Raw genomic sequence first — 24584 nt, 5'->3', positions numbered from 1 at the left:
TGCATTGTATTATATTAACCTCACCTTCTCACAATAGTTAGCGAGGAGGTGAAAGAAATGGCTACTCGTAACAATAACTCTAACAACTTAGTAGTACCTGGTGTAGCAGCAGCGCTAGACCAAATGAAAACTGAGATTGCACAAGAGTTTGGTGTACAGTTAGGACCAGATTCAACATCTCGTTCTAATGGTTCTGTAGGTGGAGAAATCACTAAACGTCTTGTTCAACAAGCACAACAACAAATGAATCAACAGTAAATTGAATAAATGGTGGTTGAAGCTTAACATTTAGTCGTCTGTAAAAACGATGAACACGTTTTGTTAAGCATCATCAAAAGCGTATGTTTTTACAGTGGATGACTAATGGTGGAAGGGGACAGTGAATGCAGTAGCTGTCCCTTTTCATATTTAATATATTTAAGGGGGAAATCTTAATGGGGAATTTATGGTATGGCGGTACAATTTATACGATGGAAGAAGAAGGGCATCGTGTCAATGCCATTTATGAAAATGATGGGAAGATTATGGCTGTTGGAGAACCAAATGTATTAAGAGAACAGTATCCAATTGAACAAGAATTTAAATTTGATGGTGTTATGCTACCTGGTTTTATCGATAGTCATTTACATATTATCGGTCATGGTGAACGATTATTACGCTTAGATTTAACTTATTCACAATCAAGAGAGGAATTACTTAAGCAAATTGAAACCAAAGTTAAACAATTGGAACCAGGTGAATGGTTAGTTGCTGAAGGGTTTAATGAAAATAATTGGGATAACCCGAAAGTTATTCACCGTAATGAGTTAGATGCAATTAGCCCTGAACATCCAGTTGTCTTAACAAGAGTTTGTCGTCATGCTTTAGTTGCCAATAGCAAGGCAATCGAAATAGCAGGTATTCATAATCAAACTACCACTCCAGAAGGTGGTGTTATTGAATATGATGAAGATGGTGGATTAACTGGATATTTCTTAGATCAAGCTCAAGAATTGATTAAAGAGTATATGCCAGAAGCTGATCAGGCTTACCTTGAAAAAACGATCAACACCTCAGTAAATGATTTACTGTCTCATGGGATTGTAAGTGGTCATACAGAAGATTTAGCTTATTACGGTGGTTTTCAAAAGACTTATGAAGCTTATCAGAACACGGTAGGAACCATAAACAATTTCAGAGCTCATCTTTTAGTTCACCATGAAGTCGTGGATGATTTTAAGCAAGCTGGTTATAACACAGATCAAAGGGATGACTGGTTAGAATTTGGGGCTATGAAAATCTTCTCAGATGGTGCATTGGGTGGACGCACAGCCTATTTATCGCAACCATATGCTGATGATCCAACAACTAAGGGAGTATTGATTCATTCAGATGAAGAACTATATGACCTAATTAAGAAAGCAAGAGCATATAACATGGCCATTGCTGTTCATGCAATTGGCGATGCCGCAGTAGAAATAATAGTGGAAATCCTTGAGGAGATCCCTGCTCCTGAAGGAAAGTACGATCGAATTATTCATGCGCAAATTATGAGGCCTGATATCATCAAACGTCTTACACAGTTACCTGTAATCTTAGATATTCAGCCCACTTTTGTATCATCTGACTTCCCATGGGCTATAGACCGAGTAGGTCAGGATTTGATTGAAACCTCATATCCTTGGAAAACTTTTATCCGTGAAGGGATTTTATGTGCTGGGGGCTCAGATGCTCCAATTGAGGAGGTTGCTCCGATCCGAGGTATCTCAGCAGCTGTTAATCGACAATCATCCTTTGATGGCAACGTTTATTTACCTGAAGAAAGCTTAACTGTTTTTGAAGCAATTTCTTTATATACAACTAAACCAGCAATGGTCATTGGAAAAGAAGACCGACAAGGTAAATTGAAACCAGGTTTCTTTGCTGATTTTGTTATATTAGATCAAGATCCATTTGAAATAAGCGCATCTGACCTTGAAAGGGTTGAAGTGAAGCAAACGGTAGTTGGAGGACACCCTGTTTATAACAAATAAAAATACAGAGTTGAGCCTTGGAGGTTGGGACTTAATTAAGTGAAATAGTGCTTGTTTAAGCAGTACACTTTGTCCCGACTCCTTTTTTATTGCTAATCCTACCAACATTTTCATCTGTGAGTGTATAAATTTCCAATTATTGCTGAACTATAAGTTAAGAAGGCAGGTGAAAATGCTTGGCAATTGCAATAGGTATCCTTTTACTCATTATCGTCCTAATTGTTTTGATCCTTTCGACTAAGGTGACTGTTCAATTTATGCTTACATATGCGAATAAACAGAAGGATCTCTTCATTACAGTGTCATGGTTAAGATTTAACATTTTCGAGCGTACCATTCCAGTAATGAATTTGGATGAAGATTTTAACTTAGATGTTGTTGAAGAAGATAAAATGTTAAATCATCATATGCCTGAAAAAGAAAAAGAGTATAGCTACGACGATTTAAAAGATCAGTATAAAATTATTCAACAAGTTATTGACATTACTAAGGATGTCATTCCTCATTTAAAAAGATTAATTCAATCCTTTCAATTACACCATTTTCATTGGATAAGTGAATTAGGTGTTAAAGCGGCTAATCAAACAGCCATTATTGTAGGTACTCTTTACACACTTAAAAGCTTGGGTTGTCGCTGGATGACGAGTTTAATGAAAAGTGATTTAAACCCTGAATTAAAAGTTATTCCTAACTATCATAAGAGCATTTTACAGTCTGAATTAGAATGTATATTATCGGTAAGAATCGGTCAAATTATGCGTAATGCCCTTGTTTTAGCATGGCAATATAAAAAAATAAAGAGGTGGAACTTAAATGAGTGAACATCCAATTCAAGATATGTTGGTCACAGCAATGGAAAATTTAAAAGACATGATTGACGTCAATACCATTGTAGGTGATCCAATTGAAACTCCTGACAAATCAGCTGTCATTCTAACTGTTTCTAAAGTTGGATTTGGTTTTGCTGCTGGAGGAAGTGAATTCAATCAAGGTAGTGGAGGTCAAGACTCCGATAGCCAATCCTCTAATCTTCCTTTTGGTGGAGGAACAGGTGGTGGTGTATCAATTACACCAATCGCTTTTTTAGTCGTTTATCCTCATGATATTAAAATGATTCATTTAGATGAGGGAACGCATCTTGTGGAAAAATTAATTGATTTAGCACCTCAAGCAGTTGATAAGGTGCAAAATATGATCCAACAGAATCAAAATCAACAAAAACAAAACAATCAGTTTCAAAATCAAAACTTTGCTGGTGGAACCACACCTCCAAATACACCTGAATAACTCATATCTCTATCAAAGTCCACCTGAATTTGCTAAAATATAACATGGAACCTAGAAGACGGAGGGACTTTGATGGAGCAACAAATTAATCAGTTATTTAAGTGGTTAGATGAAACAACACAATTAATTGAAAAGAAAGAAGAAACACCATATATTGAAGCACTTATTGCTTCAAGTCAGCTACTATTCGACCAGGATTTACCTGAGGACTTAGAGCCGAAATATGAACAACAATTACGTAATCAAATCAATCAAATAACTTTTGAAGAGTTTGACCCTGAAGTTCGTCGTAAAGCTATGCAACTAGTTATATTAAAGGGAATGAAGGGTGCAACACAACAACACCATTATATAACCCCTGATACGATTGGAATGTTCATGGGTTACTTAATTCAAAAGTTTATGGAAGGTACCCAGCAATATCGATTATTTGATCCAGCAGTTGGCTCTGGTAATTTGCTGTTAACATTACTTAATCATCAAAAGAACTTTAATATTGAGGCTTATGGAAGTGAAGTCGACCCCACATTAATACGCTTAGCTTTTAATAATATTAATTTACAAGAAAGAGAAGTGGAGCTGTTCCATCAGGATAGCTTAAAACCGATCTTACTGGAACCGGTAGATGTGATAGCTTCTGATTTACCGGTTGGTTTTTATCCTGATGATGAAACAGCTTCTTCTTATGAATTAAAAGCAGAGGAAGGTCATTCATTTGCTCATCATCTTTTTATTGAACAAAGCATCAAATATACCAAAGACGGTGGTTATTTATTTTTTGTCGTTCCAAGCTTTTTATTTGAAAGTGAGCAAAAAGATCAGCTGCAAGCTTATTTAAAACAACATGCGCATATAGTCGGAGTTCTTGAGTTACCTAAATCAATGTTTAAAAATGAGAAGTTCTCTAAGAGTATTCTAGTGCTTCAAAAGCAAGGTGCAGCTACTCAAGACCCTAAAAATGTGATGCTAGCTCAACTCCCGTCTTTTAAAGATGTTCATGCAATGAATAACATCATTAAGCAAATAGAACAATGGTTTAAAAATGATCGTTAAAAGGGGTCGTTGTTCATGGGAGAGGATCGTGTTTTAAAAGCGATACAAAAGTGGGAAAATGAGATTTCATCGTATGTTGCTAATGATTTTGAACAGCTTTACGAGTTATGGATAGAAAACCAGTTTAGTAAGTTGCCTACAAGTTTAAGGAAAAAACTTATTAAGAGTATTGATGATTGGTTTATTTACACCTACACCTTTCTTCAAGGAACAAACACACAAACTGAGGAATATAATCGTGTACTACAATTCGGAAGAACATATGACGAAAGAATTGAGAAGGTTGAAGATTTAAAAACATTATCAATCGAAAAGCTTACGTACTTAGCCAATCAACAGGTGGCAAAGAATCGTGTCTATAGTTTTATCCAAGGTGGTATAACAGGTTCAGGTGGTTGGCTGTTTCTTGGAGCTGATTTACCTTTATTGACCGCTCTTAATTTACGAACATTACAGCTCATCGGAACCTGTTTCGGCTATAATATGAATAATCCAATTGAGATGGTATTAGCCTTGAAAGTTCTCCAAGCTGGGGCTTTGCCAAGGAGATTACAGTATAAGGCATGGAAGGATTTGAAATCACAAGTAAAAGATTATAATTCCATTATGAATCAACAGTCACAGTTGATTGACGAGGAACTTATTGAAGTACCAGCCAAAAATATCTTTAAAACTTTGGCCATTATGATGTTTCGAAAAAAGTTATTTCAGGGGATTCCGATTATTAGTATTGGTATTGGAGCATCCGTAAATTATAAAACTTCTAAAGAAATTTGTGATTTTGCTACTCGTTTTTATCAGTATCGATATATTAAAGAGAAGGGTAGCGATTCTTAATAAATAAATTGGGGGAATCCCCCAATTTATTCATTCTCAGGTCGTACAACAAGTACATCAACTTTAGAGTATCTTGTTATATGTTCTGATACACTCCCGATAAAAAAGCGTTCAACAGTATTCATACCTGTTGCACCACATATGATTAAGTCTGCACCATGTCTTGGTGCTACTTCTTTTGCGATTTTCACTTTAGGTGATCCATGTTCGAGGTCAGTGATGACATTTTCAACACCTGCTTCTTCTGCACGTGTTTTGTATGCACGCAATAATTCAAGGGCATCGTTTTCTACACGATCAGAAACGCTGCGATCATACGCTTCAATTGTGGAATACACTCTAGTGTCAACGACATGTGAAATAATTAATTTTGCATGATTTCTTTTAGCGATGTCAATGGCCTTATAAAAGGCAAATTCCGAAGCTTTTGAACCGTCAACTGCTATAACAATATCATGATATTCAAATGCCAAACAGAACACCTCCTTAACAATGTAATCTTTATTATAACAATAATTTCTGAATATTTACAATAATATGAATATACACTTTGAGCTTGTTTCGTTCATTTCCCAAAATATTCATGATAGAATGGGATTAGTTAATCAGAGGGAAATGGAGGTCCTTTGATGAGACATGTTTTTATTACAGCTGGAACTAAAGGATTAGGTCGTAAAATGACTGAATACTTCTTAGACAATGGCTATTCTGTTACAGCTACTTTTCGATCAGACCGTCAAAAAGCTGAAGCATTAAAACAAGAATTCAAGGAGCATCAATCTCACTTGCATATTACTTATTTAGATACCCTAGATATAGAAAGTATAAACCAAGCCATAGATGAAACGATTGAACGCTTTGGAAGAATCGACTGTTTGGTAAGTAATGCGGGTCCATATATATTTGAACGTAAGAAATTGATCGATTATACTGAAGACGAGTGGAATCATATGGTAAAAGGCAATCTAGATTCATCGTTTTATCTTTTAAAAAAATGTTTGCCTATTATGCGTCAGCAACAATTTGGACGAATCGTCTTTTTAGGTTTTCAAGGTGTTAATCATAGTTCAGGGTGGATTTACCGGTCTGCCTTTGCATCTGCAAAAGTGGGACTCGCATCTTTAATGAAGACAGTAGCACTTGAAGAAGCTGAGCATCAGATCACAGCCAATATGGTCGCTCCTGGGAAAATTGTCGGTGAGATGAAGGAAAGTAGCATTGAAAGTAGTAGGAAGGTCAAACAAACAGAAACACCAATTGGTAGACCAGGCTCTGGTGAAGATATCGCTAGAACAGTAGCTTATCTATGTGAAGATAATTCAGATATGATTACAGGGTCTGTTATTGAAATTACCGGAGGCTTAGATGTTATTCACCAACATTTGTAGAAAATGATACCACAACTATCTACCCACATGTTATAGTAAAAGCGGTTACATAATTTTTAATAATGAATGGATTTGGAGGTTAAATCATGAGAATTGGTATACCTAAGGAAATTAAAAACAATGAAAACAGAGTTGCTTTAACGCCTGCAGGAATTGTTGCTTTAAAGAATGCAGGTCATGAATTATTTGTTGAAACAACGGCCGGAGAAGGTTCTGGTTTTACTGATGAACAATATCAGGAAGCCGGTGCGGTTATAGTATCCACTGCCAAAGAAGCGTGGGAACAAGAAATGGTGATGAAAGTTAAGGAGCCTTTACCTGAAGAGTATGATTATTTCTATGAAGGCTTAATTCTTTTCACTTATTTACACTTAGCTGCTGAACCTGAATTAACTAAGGCCTTAATTGATAACAAAGTTGTGGGAATCGCTTATGAAACTGTTCAATTAGATAATGGTTCACTTCCATTACTAACACCGATGAGTGAAGTGGCTGGCCGTATGGCTTCACAAATTGGAGCACAATTTTTAGAAAAATCCAAAGGTGGAAAAGGTATACTACTAAGTGGTATTCCAGGTGTTTCACGTGGTAAAGTAACAGTTATTGGTGGTGGTGTTGTAGGAACCAACGCTGCTAAAATTGCGATTGGTTTAGGAGCCGATGTGACGATTATAGATTTAAATCCTGCACGCCTTCGTGAGTTAGATGATATCTTCGGTAACCAAATTAATACTGTCATGTCTAACCCATTAAATATTGAAGAAGCCGTTAAGGAGTCTGATTTATTAATTGGAGCTGTACTAATACCTGGAGCAAAAGCGCCTAAGTTAGTAACAGATCGTATGGTAGAACAAATGAAGCCGGGATCTGTTATTGTTGATGTAGCTATTGACCAGGGGGGCATCGTTGAAACAGTAGACCGTATTACCACTCATGATGATCCGACTTATGATAAACACGGTGTTGTTCACTATGCAGTCGCTAATATGCCAGGAGCAGTACCAAGAACTTCAACTATCGGATTGACAAATGTTACCGTTCCTTATGCATTGCAATTAGCTAACAAAGGCTATAAACAGGCCGTTTCTGATAACCCACACTTATTGAAGGGGATTAATACATTAGACGGATATGTAACATATCAGGCAGTCGCAGAGGCTCACGATTTAGACTATAAAGGTGTCAATAATTTACTTTAATTTAGTGGAATGATGGTTTTAAAAGGTTGGAATATAGTTAAGTGAAGGTACACTTAAAGTTAACCACACACTGGGCTAGCAAAGTATATTTCTAAAGGATTTGAATCAGCTATACAGAATATTCTTTAGCTAAATTACTTTGGCTTAGCCTCTTTTTTATCTTCATTAATGCTTGTAATTAGACTAAGGGAATCCTTGATATAGGATTGACCTTAGTTTTTTTTATGTTTTTTAAACCCTCTATTGAATTTTTATGCATTATTATGTATTATTATAAACCATAAATTGATCGGTTATTTGGAGGGATGAAAGATGCATCAAGAAAATCAGAATTGGATTAAATTGACAGAAAGAATTGGTGATTATTTAGCTCCGGGAATGGCTAAGGACCACCCAAATTTGCCAGTCGAAAAGGCAGAGGGGTGTTACTACTACGGTGTTGATGGCAAAAAATATTTAGATTTCACCTCAGGTATAGCAGTTGAAAATGTTGGTCATAGACATCCAAAAGTAGTATCTGCTATTAAAAATGCTGCTGACCATTTAGTTCATGGGCCATCAGGAGTTATTATTTATGAATCTATTTTGAAGTTAGCTGAAGAGTTGCAAAAGGTTCTACCAGATCCATTAGATAATTTTTTCTTTGGAAATAGTGGTACAGAGGCTATTGAAGGTGCAATCAAGTTAGCTAAGCATGTAACTAAACGACCATATGTGATTTCATTTACTGGAGCATTTCATGGTAGGTCTGTTGGTGCCTTAAGTGTTTCTACCTCCAAGAGTAAATATCGTAAATATCTACAGCCATCTTGGTTAACTTATCAGCTACCTTATGCTAACCCGGCTGAATGTCCGGATGAACTAAATTACGATGAATATTTCGCACACAAGCTAGAGAAAGATACTGAATCACTTTTTAAACACCAGGTAGAGCCGGATGAAGTGGCTTGTATGATTGTAGAACCAGTTCTTGGTGAAGGGGGATACGTAATTCCACCAAAAGGTTGGTTAAAGAAAATGAGGGAAATTTGTGACCGACACGGAATTCTATTAATTTTTGATGAAGTACAAACAGGGTTTGGTAGGACAGGTGAATGGTTCGCTGCACAAACTTTTGATGTGACACCAGATATTATGGCTATTGCAAAAGGGATCGCTGCAGGTATGCCACTAAGTGCGACAGTTGCATCTAAGGAGTTAATGGAGCAATGGCCTTTAGGATCACATGCTACTACATTTGGTGGTAATCCAATTGCCTGTTCAGCTTCAATTGCTTCTATAGAAGTTATTAAAGAAGAGCAACTAATTGAACACACAAAAGAGGTTGGTCAGTTTGCCTACAGTTTATTAAATGAATTATCCAATAAACATGATGCTATTAAGGATGTGCGAGGCATTGGTTTAATGCTCGGAATTGAGTTAAAACAAATTGATGTTCGGCCAGTTGGTGACTTAGTCATGGATGTATTAAATAGTTGTCTAGAAAAAGGAGTATTGTTTTATCTTTGTGGCAACGAGGGAGAGGTTATCCGAATGATCCCTCCATTAGTTGTGTCTAAACAAGAAATAGAACAAGGTCTATCTATTTTGGATGAAGTATTGTCAAATATTTAACTGAATAGGGGAGTTTAATATGGAGGAATTAGAACAAAAAGTAGATGTAGGGATTGCAGCTTCAAAGGATAAGTGGAGATTTCTAATACCTGCATTGATTGGTGTCTTGTTATTCTTAGTACCTGTAAAGTTTGATGGCGAATTTACCATTGGTATCGGTATTTTAGCAACAGGGTTACTTAATGTCTTTGAATCATGGATTGCTCATTTTGTCGTATTATTATTAGGTGTTTCCTTCCTGACAACGGTCGTTGCCAAGACGACTAATGGAAAACTGTTTAAGAAAAATGAATTTCTTAATGAGTTATTTATGGTTACTCCGTTTGGTTTAATAATTCGGGGATTCGGTTTTCTGGTAGGGATTCTCACATTGATTGAATTTGGGCCAGAAATGATTATCTCTAGGGATACTGGTGGAGTTGTGTTATATGATTTGGCACCAGTCCTGTTAACTTGGTTTTTATTTGCAGGGTTATTCTTGCCGTTATTAATGCAATATGGCTTAATGGAATTCATAGGTGCTCTATTAAGAAAGATTATGCGTCCGTTATTCACTTTGCCAGGCCGTTCTTCAATAGATAGTATGGCCTCTTGGATGGGTGCTGGCACAGTTGGTGTACTAGTCACTACCAAGCAATATGATGAAGGTTTCTATAACAAAAGGGAGTCTGCAGTAATTGCAACAACTTTCTCCGTTGCATCTATTGCTTTTAGTTTAGTGATCGCTAACATGATTGGTGTTGGGCATTTATTCATTCCATTCTATATAACAGTCGTTGTAGCTTGCTTAGTTGCAGCGATCATTATACCTAGAATCCCACCACTATCCCGTAAAGATGAGACATATTTTGAAGAGGTTGGAAAGCAGATTAATGAATCCAATCCAAGAGGGATCTCACCCGTAAAATGGGGATGGATTCAGGCATTAAACAAGGCTAGTCATGCAAAAGGCCTTAGTGATCAATTTAAAAATGGCATCAAAACAGTGATGGATATTTGGTTAGGTTTAATCCCACTTGTCATGAGTCTAGGAGCAATTGCTTTAATTATTGTTGAGTTTACACCTATTTTCCAAGTATTATCGTACCCATTAATCCCACTGCTAGAGTTAATGAATATTCCAGAGGCAAGTATTGCTGCTCCTGCTATGCTTGTGGGGTTTGCGGATATGTTTTTACCTGCTGTTATTGGAAGTGGCATTGAAAGTGAATTAACTCGCTTTGTGGTCGGTGCTTTGTCAATTACACAAATAATCTATATGTCTGAAATTGGTGTCCTTATTTTAAGGTCAAATATTCCATTAAAATTACACGAGTTATTTATTATTTTCGTTCAGCGAACAGTCATTACATTACCAATCATTGTCCTTATTGCACAATTTATAGTTTTTAACTAGCAAATAACACCTCTGGCAATTTCCCTGCTGGAGGTGTTATTTTATGGTTCTAAAATAATTATTGGGGTAATAACACTAATTTAAATTCCTTCTTAACCTAAAAAAAGAGTTACCAGGTGTAGACATATCTAATTTCTATTTGAGAGACGATGTCTCAATTCAAAATAAGGTTATTATAAAATAATGAGCTCTTTCGGGTATTTAGTTAACGTTTTAGCTCCCTGTTTTGTCATTAGGACATCATCTTCAATTCTAACTCCACCTGCACCAGGTAGGTAGATTCCAGGCTCAATCGTAAAGCTCATTCCAGCTTGCAGTGGGTCTTGGTTGTTTGAAGCCATGGAAGGGAACTCATGTACATCAATACCTAGTCCATGTCCAATTCGATGAGTAAAATATTCTCCATAGCCAGCCTTTTCGATGACATCACGTGCCGCACGGTCAATTTCCCCGAGTGGCGTCCCTATTTGGCAAGCGTCTAATCCAGCTAATTCAGCATTAAGAACAGTATTGTAAATTTCTTTTTGTTCATCAGAGATATCCCCTACTGCTACGGTTCGGGTGATGTCTGAACAGTAGCCATTATGAATAACACCTAGGTCCATTAAGACAAAGTCACCAGATTCAATGACTTTAGTGCTAGGGTTTCCATGAGGAGCAGCAGTTTTGTCTCCAGAAAGAACTAATGTTGAGAATGACATATGACGTATGCCTTCTTTCTTTAAGGCGTATTCAACTTGAGCAATAATTTCTAATTCTGTCTTGCCAGGTTGAATATGCTTGACAGCCGTCTCAACACCAAAATCAGCAAACTTAGCCGCCTCTTGTAGTATACTTGCCTCAGATTCATCCTTTATAACTCTCATCTGGTTAAGTAACAGTTGTCCATCGACCAATTCACTAGTTGGTAAATGCTTCTGTAGGAGTTTGTAGCGTTGAACATTCAAGCTTTCTTCTTCAATCCCTATTGATGAAGGAGTGAACCCTGTTTTCTTAACCCATTCGTTGAATTTCTCCCATGGGTCTTCATGGTCATAATAGGTGATGATCGCTTCTTTCCATCCCGTATTTTTAACGTCTTCAAGTTCAAGAGCAGGCACAACTAACACACGATTTCCTTTTTGGTCTATGTATAAGGCGATGAGGCGTTCATGTGCTTCTGCATAAAGCTGACTAAAATAAAAAATGTTTGCCTTTGAAGTTATAAACATGCTGTCGATACTTCTTTGTTTTAATTCATTAATTAGTTGATCAATTCTATGATTCATTAAATCACCTCTAAAATTCTTATTTGTTATGTGTTATCTTAACTGAAAAAGGGAAATAAATGAATGATGAAGAAGTAATTAATTGAGAAAATTTTAAAAATGGAGGTTTTATGATGAAAGTATCCTACCACGGACATTCTGTTGTTAAAGTTGAAAACAATGACACATCGATCTTGATCGACCCCTTTATAAGTGGAAACGATTCTTGTGATTTGAATGTAGATCAGGTTAAGCCTGATGTAATCCTTTTGACACATGGACATAATGACCATGTTGGTGATACTGAACAGCTTGCTAAGAAAAATGAAGCTTTAGTGGTTGCCCCATTTGAATTAGCAACTTACTTAGGCAATAAAGGTTTAAACACTCACCCTATGCATATCGGGGGTTCTCATCAATTTGATTTTGGAAAGGTAAAGTTCACACAAGCCTTTCATGGTTCAAGTTATAATGAAGATGATGGAACGATCGTTTATACAGGGATGCCAGGTGGAATCTTATTAACGATTAATGGTAAAACCATCTACCATGCAGGTGATACGGGTTTATTCTCTGACTTAAAGCTAATTGGTGATTTAAATGATATTGATTTAGCTTTTCTTCCAATCGGTGATAATTTTACGATGGGACCTGAAGATGCCAAGCTTGCAGCTGAGTGGATTAAAGCTAAAAAGGTTGTACCTGTTCATTATAATACATTCCCACTTATTGAACAGGATGGGCAAGCTTTTGCCAACTCATTACAAGCAGGGGTAGGCCAGGTCATGAATCCTGGAGATGAACTCACACTATAAATCGAGCTGTCCCAAAGGTCTTAATAACTGACTTTTGGGACGTTTTTTTATGGGCTACGCAATATGATGTTCAGCATTGGAAAATTGAAGCAAAATGATACAAGAGGTATAATGGTTTTATATGGCTTAAGAAATAGGTGAAGTAAATATGAGTACTAAACACGAGCAAATACTGAGTTATATTGAATCCCTTCCAGTAGGGACTAAAATTTCCGTGAGAATGATTGCGAAAAATTTAGAAGTTAGTGAAGGAACAGCTTACCGGGCAATTAAAGAGGCTGAAAATGTGGGATATGTTAGTACCATCGAACGTGTTGGTACAATCCGAATTGAGCAGAAAAAGAAAGAAAACATTGAGAAGTTAACCTTCGCAGAAGTTGTCAATATAATCGATGGTCATGTCCTTGGTGGACGTAGTGGATTACATAAAACGCTAAATAAGTTTGTTATTGGTGCTATGAAGCTAGAAGCTATGATGCGTTATACGGAAAAAGGATCTTTACTTATTGTCGGTAACAGAGTGAAAGCTCAGGAAAAAGCATTAAATGCTGGAGCAGCCATTTTAATTACTGGAGGCTTTGATACGACAGACCATGTGAAATCGTTAGCCGATCGTTATGAATTACCAGTCATATCCTGCTCTTATGATTCATTTACGGTGGCTGCGATGATAAACAGAGCCATTTATGATCAGCTAATTAAGAAAGAAATAGTCATTGTCGATGATATTTATACACCAATTGATGAAACCTATGTGTTATACGAAGATGATCAAGTATCGGCTTGGCATGTTTTAAACGAACAAACAAAACATAGTCGCTACCCAGTTTTAAACCGGAAAAATAGAGTTGTGGGAATCGTGACTTCAAAGGACATTATTAATAAACGAATTGACTTAACTATAGATAAAGTGATGACTAAAAAGCCTATAGTAGCCAAGGTCACTACTTCGTTAACAAGTGCGGCACATACAATGGTTTGGCAAGGAATTGAATTAATGCCGGTCGTCGATGAAGAGCATATTTTTCAAGGTGTTATAACTAGACAAGATGTGATAAAGGGGTTACAGAGCAGTCAAAGACAGCCTCAGATTGGAGAAACAATCGACGATCTCGTTCAGAAGCAGTTGTTATTTCATGAGGAAACCAATGAGTTTAAAACGGAAGTGACACCACAGATGACCAATCATCTAGGAACACTTTCTTATGGTGTTTTCGCTTCTTTAGTAACAGAGGTTTGTAATCAATCCTTAAAGAAAGAAAAAACAGGAGACATGGTGATTGAGAATTTATCAATCTTTTACATGAAACCTGTTCAGATTGGTGCATCGTTAACGATCATTCCTCAAGTATTAGAGCTTGGTCGGAAATTTGCTAAGATTGATGTACAAGTGATCTCACATGATGAAGGTGAGTTAGCTGGTAAGGCTATGGTTATGACTCAATTTATCAACCGTTAACGACTTCAGTTTTTAAAATTTCGCCCCTGTAGTGTTTATAAATTTTATAACCATAAACGATTTGTGCAATACCTAAGGCGAGAAAGGCTATACATATGAATAAGGCAAGCTGAGATAGATAATATAAATATTGGTTCATTCCGAAAGTTGAAATAAATAATCCTAAAGCGATTCTTGCTTTACCATTTGTGTAATAAATATATAATGGATTTTTATAATTGGTAATTCGCACTTTGAAATATATATATAGAATAAATGATACAACAAAAATTGAGATAAGTATTAGCAAAATAGAACTCTCCTTTTTTAATCAACTCTTTCGAATCTATTGTAACGATTTTTATCATAAAATGCTAGCGTCATTGTATAGGAAAGGATGTCCATAGTGAAAGAACAAATTATACAAGAGATCAAACAATACCAAACGGTTATTTTACATCGGCATGTGCGACCAGATCCTGATGCGTATGGTTCTCAAGCAGGGCTTGCTGAGTTAATTAAAACGACCTATCCTCAAAAAAATGTTTATATTGTAGGTGAGGAAGATCCATCTTTAAACTATCTTTCGAGGCTGGATGATATTTCAGATGCTCAATATGAAGGAGCCTTAGTCATTGTTTGCGATACTGCAAATGAAGAGAGAGTTTGTGATCAAAGGTACCGTAAAGGTGAGCAAATCATTAAAATAGACCATCATCCTAATAGGGAGCCATATGGAGATTTAATGTGGATTGATACGGATGCCTCTTCTACAAGTGAAATGGTTTATGAATTATACTTAGCAGGAAAAGAAGAGGGTTGGAAATTAAATGCTCACTCAGCACGACTTTTGTATGCTGGAATTGTAGGCGACACGGGAAGGTTCCTTTTTCCAAGCACAACAGAAAGAACATTCAATGCTGCTCAAGAATTAGTGCAATATGATTTTGATCGCAAAGAATTATATGACAGCATGTACCAAGTGTCTTTAAATATTGCTAAATTCAAAGGAGAGTTGTTACAGGCTTTAGAGCCAAGAGAGAGTGGCTTAGCTGTATTTAAGATCACTAAGGATATGCTAAAGAAATATCAAGTGACTGCAGAGGAGACGCATGCATTCGTAGGAATAGCTGGTGATATAGCAGGGGTATTATCCTGGGTATTTTTTGTGGAAGAAGAAGATGTCATTAGAGTGCGACTTCGTTCAAAGGGTCCTGTTATAAATGAGGTTGCAGCTAATTATAATGGAGGTGGCCATCCAATGGCTTCTGGTGCCCGTGTTGACACGTGGGATGAAGCAGAGGAGCTTATTAAGGACTTGGACCATGTTTGTCAGCAATATAGTTGAACCAAAAAACCTCCCATAAGTGATAGCTTATGGGAGGTTTTGCATATAAGTATTAATTCTTTGGAATGAACCAACAACCAATATCTGTTTGATCGACATGGATATCTAAATTGTGTGAATTAATTCTGCGTCTCATTAGTCGGATGAGTTCATCTGTTTCTGCGTAAGCGGAATATCCGTTAAGCAATTGGTCTAGTTTTTGATTTGCCATTCGTTGCTTTTGGACAACAAACATATTACTCACCTCTTTTTATAATAACTTCATGATCCACTGACAAAACACCTTCATAATATGTTTAAGTTGGGATATGATTTATTAGTTTGTAATCTTATTATAACCCAAAAAACGTGAAAAATAGCTAATTTGAAAATTTTTTCATAAAAAAGTCATATTTCACTTCAAGAATTTCCAACATTTCTTAAGCACAATAGGTGAAAGCGACTTATCAAATAATTGCATATTCATTAATAAATACACGTTTTCATCAATTACCTAGTTGAAGGCTCATACCTAGGAGTAGCCTTTACCAAATGGTTGATTATAATTATCTATATGCTATGATAGGTTGTTTAAGTGCTAGAAACATGGATCACAAATGAAATAATTAATGTAGGTGAGATGGTTATATGGTGAACCTCTAATTCATAATCAATATCTCTAACGTTATAGACTTTATTTTCGACAGAGCGAATTAAAAAGTCACGTTGTTCAGAAATAGATTCAATATTTCTCCCCATCACTGTTTGTAATTCATCTTGTACACGTTCGTTTAATTCATGCATAGTAAATCGATCAAGGTCTAAATCATCTGCATTTTCCCACTCAATTTCAATGTCTTGGACAGTCAATCGCTGTTCATTAGCTTTATTTAGATCATCCTTATCTTGCTTAAGTAATTCATTTTCTTGCTGTACTTGATTGAGTTCATTCCTTAATGTTAAATTCTCTTCAATCCACCTTTCAGTATGTTGTCCGTATACATAAAGGAAAAATAAATAACCGATGACAACTCCCGTTAAGATACCAATATAAAATGCTTGCCATGTCGTCTTTTTGTAAAAAGGGGGAATGTGCATATCACAAATCCCCTTGAGTAATCCAACTAATTAACATTAAAGCTGATTTGACACCACCCATTGCCGAGATAATCAGCATGATCTGTTTAAATAAATCAACCGTAGAAGCTTCAAAGATTCCTTTTTCGAAAGTTGAAATGGCATCAAATGTGCCACCAATTGCAGCGACGATCGCCCAAATTCTTAATTTCTTTGCTGCTATTAGCATCTCTGTAATAGGAGGTTGTCCGGTTAAATAAGCGCTTAAACTTCCAAACAGCGCACCACCTGTTAAAACACCAAAGGCTATAAAAAAACATTTGATGACCGCACTAAAAAATCGTTCTTCCATGTTTATCAACCTTTCACACTGAGGTTGTCTTATGAAAATATATGATTTCTCAAGGTTTTATATGTGAAAGATTTCAAGTTCCCTTTTTGTCATATATAATAAATTTAGGGATTGAGAAAAGATTTGTTATGCTGAAATGGAAATGAAGGTGGAATTAATGAATTTTGTTCATCTGCAAATACATAGTAGTTATACCTTAATGAACAGTACGATTGATTTAGAGCAACTTGTTCAATCAGCGGCAAATCTAGGCTTTGAATCAATTGCTTTAACGGATCATGAGGTATTGCATGGTGTATATACATTTACAAGGTTGTGTGAACAATATCAAATTAACCCAATTGTAGGGATGACTTGTGATGTTCAACTTCCAGAGGAAAAAAGACCGATAAGAATGATCCTGTTAGCTAAAGATGAAGTTGGCTATCAATCCTTAGTACGCTTATCCAATAAGAAGAATATTGAAAAACACCCGATCATGCTTGAAGATATTGCAGAAGCGAGACAACTCGTTCCCATTATCTCCTTTTACCACACGTTTATGGAGGAGCTTATTTATCTAGAAGAGCATGATTATCTAATGCAGTTAATGGATCGAATCCATTCATCCTTGCCATATTGGTTAATCAATGTCCAACCAAGTCGTAATCAAGATCAAGTACAAGCATGGTTACATAGAGAAGGAAGTGAATTCCGAGATCAGGCTGTTATAACTGATGATGTTCGATATCTGAAGGAAGAGGATAGAATAGGTTATGAGGCACTTCGGGCTATGCAAGATGGACTTCATATAAGCGAGTTATCACTAAAGGAATTGCCCGGAACACATTTAAAAACTCTAGATGACTATGGTGAAACGATACTAGATCAGTGGAATGAGGCTTTTCAGAGAACTATAGAAGTTGCTGCTAGATGTCATTTCTCTATGTCTGCAAAGTGGTTCACTCTTCCACAATACCCTAGTCAAGATGGGTTAACTTCTAAGGAATTGCTAGAAAAACTTTGTGTTCAGCAACTTAAACTTAAGTATCATGATCAAAATATAAAGCAAGCGAGACAAAGGTTGAACCACGAACTTTCAGTAATTAATCAAATGGACTTCGCAGACTATTTCTTAATTGTTTGGGACCTAGTTCGTTATGCTAAAAGATCAAATATCCTAACTGGTCCAGGCCGTGGTTCAGCAGCTGGCTCAATTGTGGCTTATCTTTTAGATATTACTGAAGTGGATCCGATTGAACATCAATTATTATTTGAACGTTTCTTAAACCCGGAACGTCAAACGATGCCAGATATTGATATTGACTTTTCTGATTATCGTAGAGACGAAGTCATCCAATATGTTAAAGAGCGATATGGTTCTGATAGGGTTTCGCAAATTATTACCTTTGGAACTTTTCAAGCTAAATCAACCATTCGAGAGCTCAGTAAAGTTTTTAAGATAAACCGTGAAACGCTGACATTTTTATTAAAAGAGTTATCACAACACCAATCATCAATTAGACGTGCTATTTCAGAAAACAGCAAGCTAAAAAAATATATTAAACAATCTGATCAACTAATTAAAATGTTTCAAGCTGCCTTGGTGATCGAGGGAACCCCACGCCATTATTCAGTTCATGCCGCTGGAGTGATTATAAGTAACCAGACATTATTAGAGAAGGTACCGATGTTTAATGGCACAGAAGGTGTGCTACTCACGCAATTGCCGATGAATGATTTAGAAGCTTTAGGGCTATTGAAGATGGATTTTTTAGGATTGAGGAATTTAACCCTACTTGAAAGAATGATTCAGCAAATTAAAGAACGGGAAGGGTATAGTATTAAGCTAGATCAAATTCCCAAAAATGACCCTGAAACATTTAAATTATTGCAAAGAGGCTGGACAACTGGTGTCTTTCAATTAGAGTCTGATGGTATGAAGGGAGCTCTTCGCGTCATCAGACCTACATCATTTGAAGATATTGTTGCTGTAAACGCGCTTTATCGTCCGGGTCCGATGCAATTTATTGAAACATTCGCAAACAGAAAACACAATAAAGAGTCTATTAACTATATTCATCCAGATTTAAAGCCTATCTTAGAAGAAACGTATGGTGTTTTAGTTTACCAAGAACAGATCATGCAAATTGTACACCATTTAGCTAAATTCTCATTGGGACAGGCTGATTTACTAAGAAGGGCGATTAGCAAGAAGGATGCTCATGCCATTCAAGAGATGAAGCAATCTTTTATTGATGGTTGTCTGAAACACGGCTATAAGTATGAAGTGGCGATTAAGATTTTTGATTGGATTGAACGATTTGCTGATTATGGCTTTAATAAAAGTCATGCGGTTGCCTATTCGATGATTTCCTACCAAATTGCTTACTTTAAGGCAAATTATCCAAGTTACTTTTATGCCGAACTGTTAAGCTCAGTAATGCACGATGCAAGTAAATTGGAACAATATATTAATGAAGCAAGGCAGGTTGGAATAAACGTCTTATTACCATCAATTAATCATAGTTTTGGAAAATTTACAGTAGAAGGACCTAAATCCGTAAGGTTTGGTTTGTTAGCTATTAAAGGGCTTGGTAAACAGGCTGTTGATGAGATTATAAGAGCCAGGTCCAATAAAGGGTTTAAGAATTTATTTGACTTTTGCCAACGTATTTCATTAAAAGTTATTAATAGAACATTACTTGAATCATTGATTATTGTTGGAGCCTTTGATGAAACCCATTCTAATCGCGCTCAGTTGTTGGCTTCTACGGTACAAGCTATGGATCAAGGAGAGTTATTCTCAGACATAGATGAACAGTCAAACTGGGACTCTGACTTATTTGAAGTCAAAGTGGAATATACAGAAGTTGAGCCTTTTCCGATTTTAAAAGAATTAAATATGGAAAAAGAGGTTATGGGATTTAGAATTAGTCAACATCCGTTATCGACTGTTCGGCGTGCACTGATGCAAAAAGGTTTATTGACGATTAATGAATGGTTAAAGAGACATGCTAATTATGGTGGCACGATTGCAGCTTCTATATCCCGTTTGAAACCAATCCGCACTAAACGTGGGGAACAAATGGCCTTTGCGACGTTACAAGATGAAACGGGGGAAGTAGATGCCGTCATTTTTCCCAAAGTGTTTAGAGAAGTTGGAAGGTGGTTATCTGAGGATCAAATGGTTCAAATAGAGGGACGACTGGATGAGAGAGAAGGTAAATGGCAGGTGATCATTAACCAAATTAAAGAAATAGAACTTGATGAACTTCCTAAAAATAGTGAACACCAAATCTTTATTCGTTTAGAATCAAGTGATGAGAAAGCCCAATTACAAAAACTAAAAGAGATTCATCATCAGTTTCCTGGTACAACACCTATAGCTGTTTACTCGTTAAACTATCGGAAATTGTACCAGCTTTCGCCTAAATTTGACCTTGATTTGAACGAAAAGGTTATTACTATTTTAAAGTCAGAATTTAAACCTGAAAATGTTGTTATTCAGGAGGGTAAATAAAGAATTTTTATCATTTTGATATTTTCAACAATGAGGTAAGAAATACTTTACATGAGCATGAATTTTGTTATAATTAATTCGGTTAGTGGTCAGACCATTTTAATATGGATTGATAATAAAGGAGCGGTATATGTGGCTAACTTAAAAGCAGAAGCACTACACATTCATAGAGCAAATCAAGGTAAACTAGCAACTCATTCGAAAGTACCAATTAAAAACGCTAGGGATTTAAGCTTGGCTTATTCTCCAGGTGTAGCCGAGCCTTGTAAAGCAATATATGATAATAAAGAGACTGTATATGACTATACCATGAAGGGTAACATGGTTGGAGTTATTACCGATGGCTCTGCGGTATTAGGTTTAGGTAATATCGGTGCTGAGGCATCTCTACCAGTTATGGAAGGAAAGTCTGCATTATTCAAAGGGTTTGCGGGTGTCGATTCCTTTCCAATCGCGCTAAACACACATGATGTTGATGAATTTGTACAAGCTGTTAAATTGATGGAACCGACTTTTGGTGGAATTAATTTAGAGGACATAGCAGCTCCCAACTGTTTTGTGATCGAAGAGCGTTTAAAGAAAGAAACAAATATTCCAATATTCCATGATGACCAACATGGTACAGCAATTGTTACTGTAGCTGGTCTTATTAATGCTTTAAAGTTATCAGGAAAAAGCTTTTCTGAAATCAAGGTTGTTGCCAATGGTGCAGGAGCTGCAGGGATTGCTATTATCAAGTTACTTTATAACTTTGGTGTACGTGATATCATTATGTGTGATTCTAAAGGGGCAATCTTTGAAGGTCGTACATATGGAATGAATGAGGTAAAAGACCGCATCGCTCAAATGACTAATAAAGATAAAGTAGAAGGTTCATTAGAAGAGGTAATTAAAGGTACCGATGTCTTTATAGGTGTTTCTGTTGGGGGAGCATTATCTAAAGAAATGGTAGAAAGTATGAATGATGATCCAGTTATTTTTGCCATGGCTAACCCTGATCCTGAGATAATGCCTGAAGATGCTAAAGAAGCAGGCGCTAAAGTTATTGGAACTGGACGTTCAGACTTTCCAAACCAAGTGAACAATGTCTTAGCTTTTCCTGGTATCTTTAGAGGAGCATTAGACGTTCGAGCCACACGAATCAATGAAAAGATGAAAGTAGCAGCGGCTGAAGCTATTGCTGAACTTGTCGGAGACGATCAATTGTCACCAGACTATGTGATTCCAGAACCTTTTGATTCACGTGTTGCACCGTCAGTCGCAGGAGCTGTTGCTAAAGCTGCTATGGAATCAGGCGTTGCTAGAGTTAATGTAGATCCAGAAGAGGTTAGAAAACATACAGAAAAGTTAACACAAATTGATGAATCATAAATCGTAGGAATCGATTGCTGGGGTGCGTTATATGACAAATCGGTCAAAAATGAAGGTATATCAAGAAGTCCTGAATAAAATACGTCATTTTATTGAGGATAATGAACTAAAAGACGGCGACCGTTTACCTTCAGAACGCGAATTATCCGAACAGTTAAATGCAGGACGTTCTTCGATTCGTGAGGCGCTAAGAGCTATTGAACTATTAGGTTTAATCGAAACGCGTCATGGTGAAGGAACGTTTTTACGCACCTATCGACCTTACCATTCCGTCGAGTTATTATCTACCTTTGTCTTGAGGGAAGTAGAAACTAAACAAGAACTTCTTGAAGTGAAGTTTTTATTAGAAAAAATTTGTCTCGAGAAATTAAATGATGGTAGCTGTGATGTTGGAGATATTAGTGATTTTTTCAACGAGAAATCGGCTTGTAATCTCCATACACAGCTTTTCTTACACTTATTTAGCAAAATTGAAAATCATTTGTTATTAAAAATATGGCACCTTGTCGCAGGTTTTACTGAAACGATTGATCAGCCAAGGGTAGATGATTCACAATATCACCAGTTTTATCAATTGATCAAAGAAGGACAATTTAATGATGCAGCTAATTTACATGCCTCCATCTACCAATCGAGTTTAATTAATACGTCTTAAAAGGACTATTTTCATACTGATTACGAATAAAAATCGACAATATTTTTTCCTGTGATCAGTTATATTGAGAGTGTCCGGGCTAAAGGAGGAATCAGCTTGATTAAAGATATGTTTAATAAGAAAAGGAAATATGCAACCATTTCCAAACAAGAAGAATATGAAGATGTCCCAGAAGGTTTAATGGTCAAATGTCCTTCTTGTCGTAAAATTTATTATCGCAAGGAATTGGAAAAAAACTTATTAACTTGCCCAAATTGTGACTATCATCACCAAATGTCAGCCCCTAAACGAATTGAATATTTGTTAGATGAAGGCTCTTTTGAAGAGTGGGATCAAGATATGATTTCAGAAAACCCACTAGAGTTCCCTGATTACATTAAAAAACTAGAAAAAGACCAACAGAAGACCGGTATAAATGAAGCAGTTGTAACTGGAAAAGGAACGATTGATGGTTATCCAACAGCCATTGCAGTTATGGACGCTCGTTTTCGTATGGGAAGTATGGGGTCAGTTGTAGGTGAAAAAATTGCAAGAGCAATCGAAAGAGCTAATGAATTACAAATCCCGATGATTTTGTTTACTGCTTCGGGTGGTGCAAGAATGCAAGAAGGTGTATTAAGTCTTATGCAAATGTCTAAGACCTCGGTTGCTTTAGAACGTTTTGACCGTGCGGGTGGTCTTTTTATTTCTTATATGACTAACCCGACAACTGGTGGTGTTTCAGCTAGTTTTGCCTCTTTGGGCGATTACAATTTTGCAGAGCCTCAAGCATTAATCGGGTTTGCTGGGCGTCGAATTATTGAACAGACGATTCGTGAAAAACTACCAGATGACTTCCAAACAGCTGAATTTTTATTTAAACATGGACAACTTGATCGTGTTATTCCTCGACATGAGATGAAAGGAACGCTGTCAACTATATTAGGAATTCATCATGTTGGAGGTGACGTGTCATGAAAAATGTCTTACCGTTTGAGAAGCCAGTAGTCGAACTAAGGGAGAAGATTGCAGAGCTTAAAAACTTCACGAATGAAAGTGAAGTTGATCTTACCGAAGAAATTGCCACACTTGAAAGTCGCTTGGAAAGGCTTGAAGAAGAAGTGTACGGTAACATGTCACCTTGGGATCGCGTGCAAATGGCAAGGCATGCCGAACGCCCGACGACACTCGATTATATTGATCATATTTTTGAAGATTTTCTAGAGATGCATGGTGACCGTTCATATGGGGATGATGAAGCTATTGTAGGTGGAATTGCCAAATTTAAAGGACAACCTGTCACGATTATTGGTCATCAACGAGGTAAGGACACCAAAGATAATATTCGCCGAAACTTTGGGATGCCGCATCCAGAGGGCTATCGGAAAGCATTACGCTTAATGAAGCAGGCTGAAAAATTCAACAGACCTATAATTACGTTTATTGATACAAAAGGCGCTTATCCCGGTAAAGCTGCAGAAGAGCGTGGTCAAAGTGAAGCGATTGCGAGGAACTTAAGAGAAATGGCCGGCTTAACTGTCCCTATTATTTGTATTGTGATCGGTGAAGGAGGTAGTGGAGGTGCACTAGGCATCAGTGTTGGTGATCGCATCTTGATGTTAGAGAACTCAACATACTCCGTCATCTCACCAGAGGGTGCGGCTGCTTTACTTTGGAAGGATTCCAATTTAGCACAAAAAGCTGCAGAATCGATGAGAATTACTTCTTATGACTTAAAAGAGTTAGAAGTTATTGATGAGGTTATAGAAGAAATTCAAGGTGGAGCTCATCGTGACATAACCAAACAATCAGAATTTATTTCAACGAATATTGAGACATATTTACAAGACTTAAAAGTTTTATCAGCTGAAGAATTGCTTGAGAAGCGTTGGGAAAAGTATAAACAGATTGGTGCAGTGACGACTGTTGTTCAATCATAAAAAGTGGAGCTGTTAATCAGCTCCGTTTTTATTTCCTTTAGAATGGCTTTTATCGATTTTTTGTTTTAAAATATGAAATACAGATGGAGATAGCA

Annotated in this window: 24 protein-coding genes; 18 read left to right on the top strand and 6 right to left on the bottom strand. The window is 36.6% G+C overall.

Going from position 1 to position 24584, the window contains the following annotated elements:
- The first annotated feature begins 57 nt into the window (after window positions 1-57).
- The 6 genes from HWQ49_RS04890 (at window position 58) to HWQ49_RS04865 (ending at window position 5189) form a co-directional block, all read left to right on the top strand.
- Entirely contained in the window at window positions 58-258 is a 201-nt protein-coding gene (locus HWQ49_RS04890) for an alpha/beta-type small acid-soluble spore protein (protein ID WP_188206429.1), read from the top strand.
- Window positions 259-434: 176 nt separating this feature from the next.
- A complete protein-coding gene (locus HWQ49_RS04885; RefSeq protein ID WP_188206428.1) occupies window positions 435-2012 on the top strand; it encodes an amidohydrolase in 1578 nt (525 codons plus the stop codon).
- Between the two features lie 176 nt (window positions 2013-2188).
- Window positions 2189-2833 (top strand): DUF2953 domain-containing protein, encoded by a 645-nt coding sequence (locus HWQ49_RS04880; protein WP_188206427.1) that lies wholly within the window; start codon window positions 2189-2191, stop codon window positions 2831-2833.
- Window positions 2826-3299, top strand: a complete 474-nt coding sequence (gene ytfJ, locus HWQ49_RS04875; protein ID WP_188206426.1) for a GerW family sporulation protein — start codon at window positions 2826-2828, stop codon at window positions 3297-3299. Before HWQ49_RS04880 ends, ytfJ begins: the two co-directional genes overlap by 8 nt.
- A gap of 72 nt (window positions 3300-3371) precedes the next feature.
- Complete coding sequence (locus HWQ49_RS04870) at window positions 3372-4352, top strand: class I SAM-dependent methyltransferase (protein WP_188206425.1); 981 nt, start codon at window positions 3372-3374, stop codon at window positions 4350-4352.
- Window positions 4353-4367: 15 nt separating this feature from the next.
- Window positions 4368-5189: an EcsC family protein gene (locus HWQ49_RS04865; protein WP_188206424.1), complete on the top strand. Its 822-nt coding sequence runs from the start codon at window positions 4368-4370 to the stop codon at window positions 5187-5189.
- 26 nt (window positions 5190-5215) lie between these two features.
- Here the strand turns inward: HWQ49_RS04865 and HWQ49_RS04860 are convergent, their stop codons facing one another.
- Window positions 5216-5662, bottom strand: a complete 447-nt coding sequence (locus HWQ49_RS04860) for a universal stress protein (protein ID WP_188206423.1) — start codon at window positions 5660-5662, stop codon at window positions 5216-5218.
- 156 nt (window positions 5663-5818) lie between these two features.
- Here HWQ49_RS04860 and HWQ49_RS04855 point away from each other — a divergent pair, with 156 nt between their 5' ends.
- From HWQ49_RS04855 to HWQ49_RS04840, 4 genes are all read left to right on the top strand, one after another.
- A complete protein-coding gene (locus HWQ49_RS04855; protein WP_188206422.1) occupies window positions 5819-6577 on the top strand; it encodes an SDR family oxidoreductase in 759 nt (252 codons plus the stop codon).
- Window positions 6578-6663: 86 nt separating this feature from the next.
- The gene (gene ald / locus HWQ49_RS04850; RefSeq protein ID WP_188206421.1) at window positions 6664-7776 is read left to right on the top strand and encodes an alanine dehydrogenase; all 1113 of its coding nucleotides are present in this window, start codon (window positions 6664-6666) and stop codon (window positions 7774-7776) included.
- Between the two features lie 312 nt (window positions 7777-8088).
- Window positions 8089-9390: an aspartate aminotransferase family protein gene (locus HWQ49_RS04845; RefSeq protein WP_188206420.1), complete on the top strand. Its 1302-nt coding sequence runs from the start codon at window positions 8089-8091 to the stop codon at window positions 9388-9390.
- A gap of 19 nt (window positions 9391-9409) precedes the next feature.
- Complete coding sequence (locus HWQ49_RS04840; protein ID WP_188206419.1) at window positions 9410-10786, top strand: YjiH family protein; 1377 nt, start codon at window positions 9410-9412, stop codon at window positions 10784-10786.
- A gap of 173 nt (window positions 10787-10959) precedes the next feature.
- Here HWQ49_RS04840 and HWQ49_RS04835 read toward each other — a convergent pair whose 3' ends face one another.
- Complete coding sequence (locus HWQ49_RS04835; protein WP_188206418.1) at window positions 10960-12054, bottom strand: M24 family metallopeptidase; 1095 nt, start codon at window positions 12052-12054, stop codon at window positions 10960-10962.
- 113 nt (window positions 12055-12167) lie between these two features.
- On the opposite strand from HWQ49_RS04835, the gene HWQ49_RS04830 reads away from it, so the two are divergent.
- Window positions 12168-12848 (top strand): metal-dependent hydrolase, encoded by a 681-nt coding sequence (locus tag HWQ49_RS04830; protein ID WP_188206417.1) that lies wholly within the window; start codon window positions 12168-12170, stop codon window positions 12846-12848.
- Window positions 12849-12996: 148 nt separating this feature from the next.
- Window positions 12997-14307, top strand: coding sequence for a DRTGG domain-containing protein (locus tag HWQ49_RS04825; protein WP_188206416.1), 1311 nt, complete (start codon window positions 12997-12999; stop codon window positions 14305-14307).
- Here the strand turns inward: HWQ49_RS04825 and HWQ49_RS04820 are convergent.
- Window positions 14297-14596, bottom strand: coding sequence for a YtpI family protein (locus HWQ49_RS04820; RefSeq protein WP_188206415.1), 300 nt, complete (start codon window positions 14594-14596; stop codon window positions 14297-14299). The genes HWQ49_RS04825 and HWQ49_RS04820 overlap by 11 nt on opposite strands.
- A gap of 96 nt (window positions 14597-14692) precedes the next feature.
- Here HWQ49_RS04820 and HWQ49_RS04815 point away from each other — a divergent pair, with 96 nt between their 5' ends.
- Complete coding sequence (locus HWQ49_RS04815) at window positions 14693-15634, top strand: DHH family phosphoesterase (protein ID WP_188206414.1); 942 nt, start codon at window positions 14693-14695, stop codon at window positions 15632-15634.
- 52 nt (window positions 15635-15686) lie between these two features.
- On the opposite strand, the gene HWQ49_RS04810 is transcribed toward HWQ49_RS04815, so the two are convergent.
- The 3 genes from HWQ49_RS04810 to HWQ49_RS04800 form a co-directional block, all read right to left on the bottom strand.
- Complete coding sequence (locus HWQ49_RS04810) at window positions 15687-15869, bottom strand: hypothetical protein (protein ID WP_188206413.1); 183 nt, start codon at window positions 15867-15869, stop codon at window positions 15687-15689.
- 335 nt (window positions 15870-16204) lie between these two features.
- Entirely contained in the window at window positions 16205-16711 is a 507-nt protein-coding gene (gene ytrI / locus HWQ49_RS04805) for a sporulation membrane protein YtrI (protein WP_188206412.1), read from the bottom strand.
- A gap of 1 nt (window position 16712) precedes the next feature.
- Entirely contained in the window at window positions 16713-17042 is a 330-nt protein-coding gene (locus tag HWQ49_RS04800) for a YtrH family sporulation protein (RefSeq protein ID WP_188206411.1), read from the bottom strand.
- 157 nt (window positions 17043-17199) lie between these two features.
- Between HWQ49_RS04800 and dnaE the strand changes: the two genes are divergently transcribed.
- From dnaE to accA, 5 genes are all read left to right on the top strand, one after another.
- A complete protein-coding gene (gene dnaE / locus HWQ49_RS04795) occupies window positions 17200-20544 on the top strand; it encodes a DNA polymerase III subunit alpha (RefSeq protein ID WP_188206410.1) in 3345 nt (1114 codons plus the stop codon).
- Between the two features lie 132 nt (window positions 20545-20676).
- Entirely contained in the window at window positions 20677-21915 is a 1239-nt protein-coding gene (locus tag HWQ49_RS04790; RefSeq protein ID WP_188206409.1) for an NAD(P)-dependent malic enzyme, read from the top strand.
- Window positions 21916-21946: 31 nt separating this feature from the next.
- Window positions 21947-22570, top strand: coding sequence for a FadR/GntR family transcriptional regulator (locus tag HWQ49_RS04785; RefSeq protein ID WP_188206408.1), 624 nt, complete (start codon window positions 21947-21949; stop codon window positions 22568-22570).
- 96 nt (window positions 22571-22666) lie between these two features.
- Window positions 22667-23527: an acetyl-CoA carboxylase, carboxyltransferase subunit beta gene (gene accD / locus HWQ49_RS04780; protein ID WP_188206407.1), complete on the top strand. Its 861-nt coding sequence runs from the start codon at window positions 22667-22669 to the stop codon at window positions 23525-23527.
- Window positions 23524-24489 (top strand): acetyl-CoA carboxylase carboxyl transferase subunit alpha, encoded by a 966-nt coding sequence (gene accA, locus HWQ49_RS04775; RefSeq protein ID WP_188206406.1) that lies wholly within the window; start codon window positions 23524-23526, stop codon window positions 24487-24489. Before accD ends, accA begins: the two co-directional genes overlap by 4 nt.
- Window positions 24490-24584: the final 95 nt, after the last annotated feature.

This window comes from Alkalibacillus aidingensis (genome assembly GCF_014595945.1).
Taxonomy (GTDB): domain Bacteria; phylum Bacillota; class Bacilli; order Bacillales; family Alkalibacillaceae; genus Alkalibacillus; species Alkalibacillus aidingensis.
Note: the sequence above shows the minus strand (reverse complement) of the source record. Positions and strands in the feature narration are given on the sequence as shown.

What these genes read in the sequence shown, in the direction of transcription:
- HWQ49_RS04840 (WP_188206419.1), top strand. Translation starts at nt 9,410, where the DNA reads ATGGAGGAATTAGAACAAAAAGTAGATGTAGGGATTGCAGCTTCAAAG.
- ald (WP_188206421.1), top strand. Translation starts at nt 6,664, where the DNA reads ATGAGAATTGGTATACCTAAGGAAATTAAAAACAATGAAAACAGAGTT.
- dnaE (WP_188206410.1), top strand. Translation starts at nt 17,200, where the DNA reads ATGAATTTTGTTCATCTGCAAATACATAGTAGTTATACCTTAATGAAC.
- HWQ49_RS04865 (WP_188206424.1), top strand. Translation starts at nt 4,368, where the DNA reads ATGGGAGAGGATCGTGTTTTAAAAGCGATACAAAAGTGGGAAAATGAG.
- HWQ49_RS04870 (WP_188206425.1), top strand. Translation starts at nt 3,372, where the DNA reads ATGGAGCAACAAATTAATCAGTTATTTAAGTGGTTAGATGAAACAACA.
- HWQ49_RS04845 (WP_188206420.1), top strand. Translation starts at nt 8,089, where the DNA reads ATGCATCAAGAAAATCAGAATTGGATTAAATTGACAGAAAGAATTGGT.
- HWQ49_RS04810 (WP_188206413.1), bottom strand. Translation starts at nt 15,869, where the DNA reads ATGTTTGTTGTCCAAAAGCAACGAATGGCAAATCAAAAACTAGACCAA.
- HWQ49_RS04800 (WP_188206411.1), bottom strand. Translation starts at nt 17,042, where the DNA reads ATGGAAGAACGATTTTTTAGTGCGGTCATCAAATGTTTTTTTATAGCC.
- HWQ49_RS04830 (WP_188206417.1), top strand. Translation starts at nt 12,168, where the DNA reads ATGAAAGTATCCTACCACGGACATTCTGTTGTTAAAGTTGAAAACAAT.
- HWQ49_RS04885 (WP_188206428.1), top strand. Translation starts at nt 435, where the DNA reads ATGGGGAATTTATGGTATGGCGGTACAATTTATACGATGGAAGAAGAA.
- accA (WP_188206406.1), top strand. Translation starts at nt 23,524, where the DNA reads ATGAAAAATGTCTTACCGTTTGAGAAGCCAGTAGTCGAACTAAGGGAG.
- HWQ49_RS04825 (WP_188206416.1), top strand. Translation starts at nt 12,997, where the DNA reads ATGAGTACTAAACACGAGCAAATACTGAGTTATATTGAATCCCTTCCA.
- HWQ49_RS04855 (WP_188206422.1), top strand. Translation starts at nt 5,819, where the DNA reads ATGAGACATGTTTTTATTACAGCTGGAACTAAAGGATTAGGTCGTAAA.
- ytfJ (WP_188206426.1), top strand. Translation starts at nt 2,826, where the DNA reads ATGAGTGAACATCCAATTCAAGATATGTTGGTCACAGCAATGGAAAAT.
- ytrI (WP_188206412.1), bottom strand. Translation starts at nt 16,711, where the DNA reads ATGCACATTCCCCCTTTTTACAAAAAGACGACATGGCAAGCATTTTAT.
- HWQ49_RS04785 (WP_188206408.1), top strand. Translation starts at nt 21,947, where the DNA reads ATGACAAATCGGTCAAAAATGAAGGTATATCAAGAAGTCCTGAATAAA.
- HWQ49_RS04890 (WP_188206429.1), top strand. Translation starts at nt 58, where the DNA reads ATGGCTACTCGTAACAATAACTCTAACAACTTAGTAGTACCTGGTGTA.
- HWQ49_RS04835 (WP_188206418.1), bottom strand. Translation starts at nt 12,054, where the DNA reads ATGAATCATAGAATTGATCAACTAATTAATGAATTAAAACAAAGAAGT.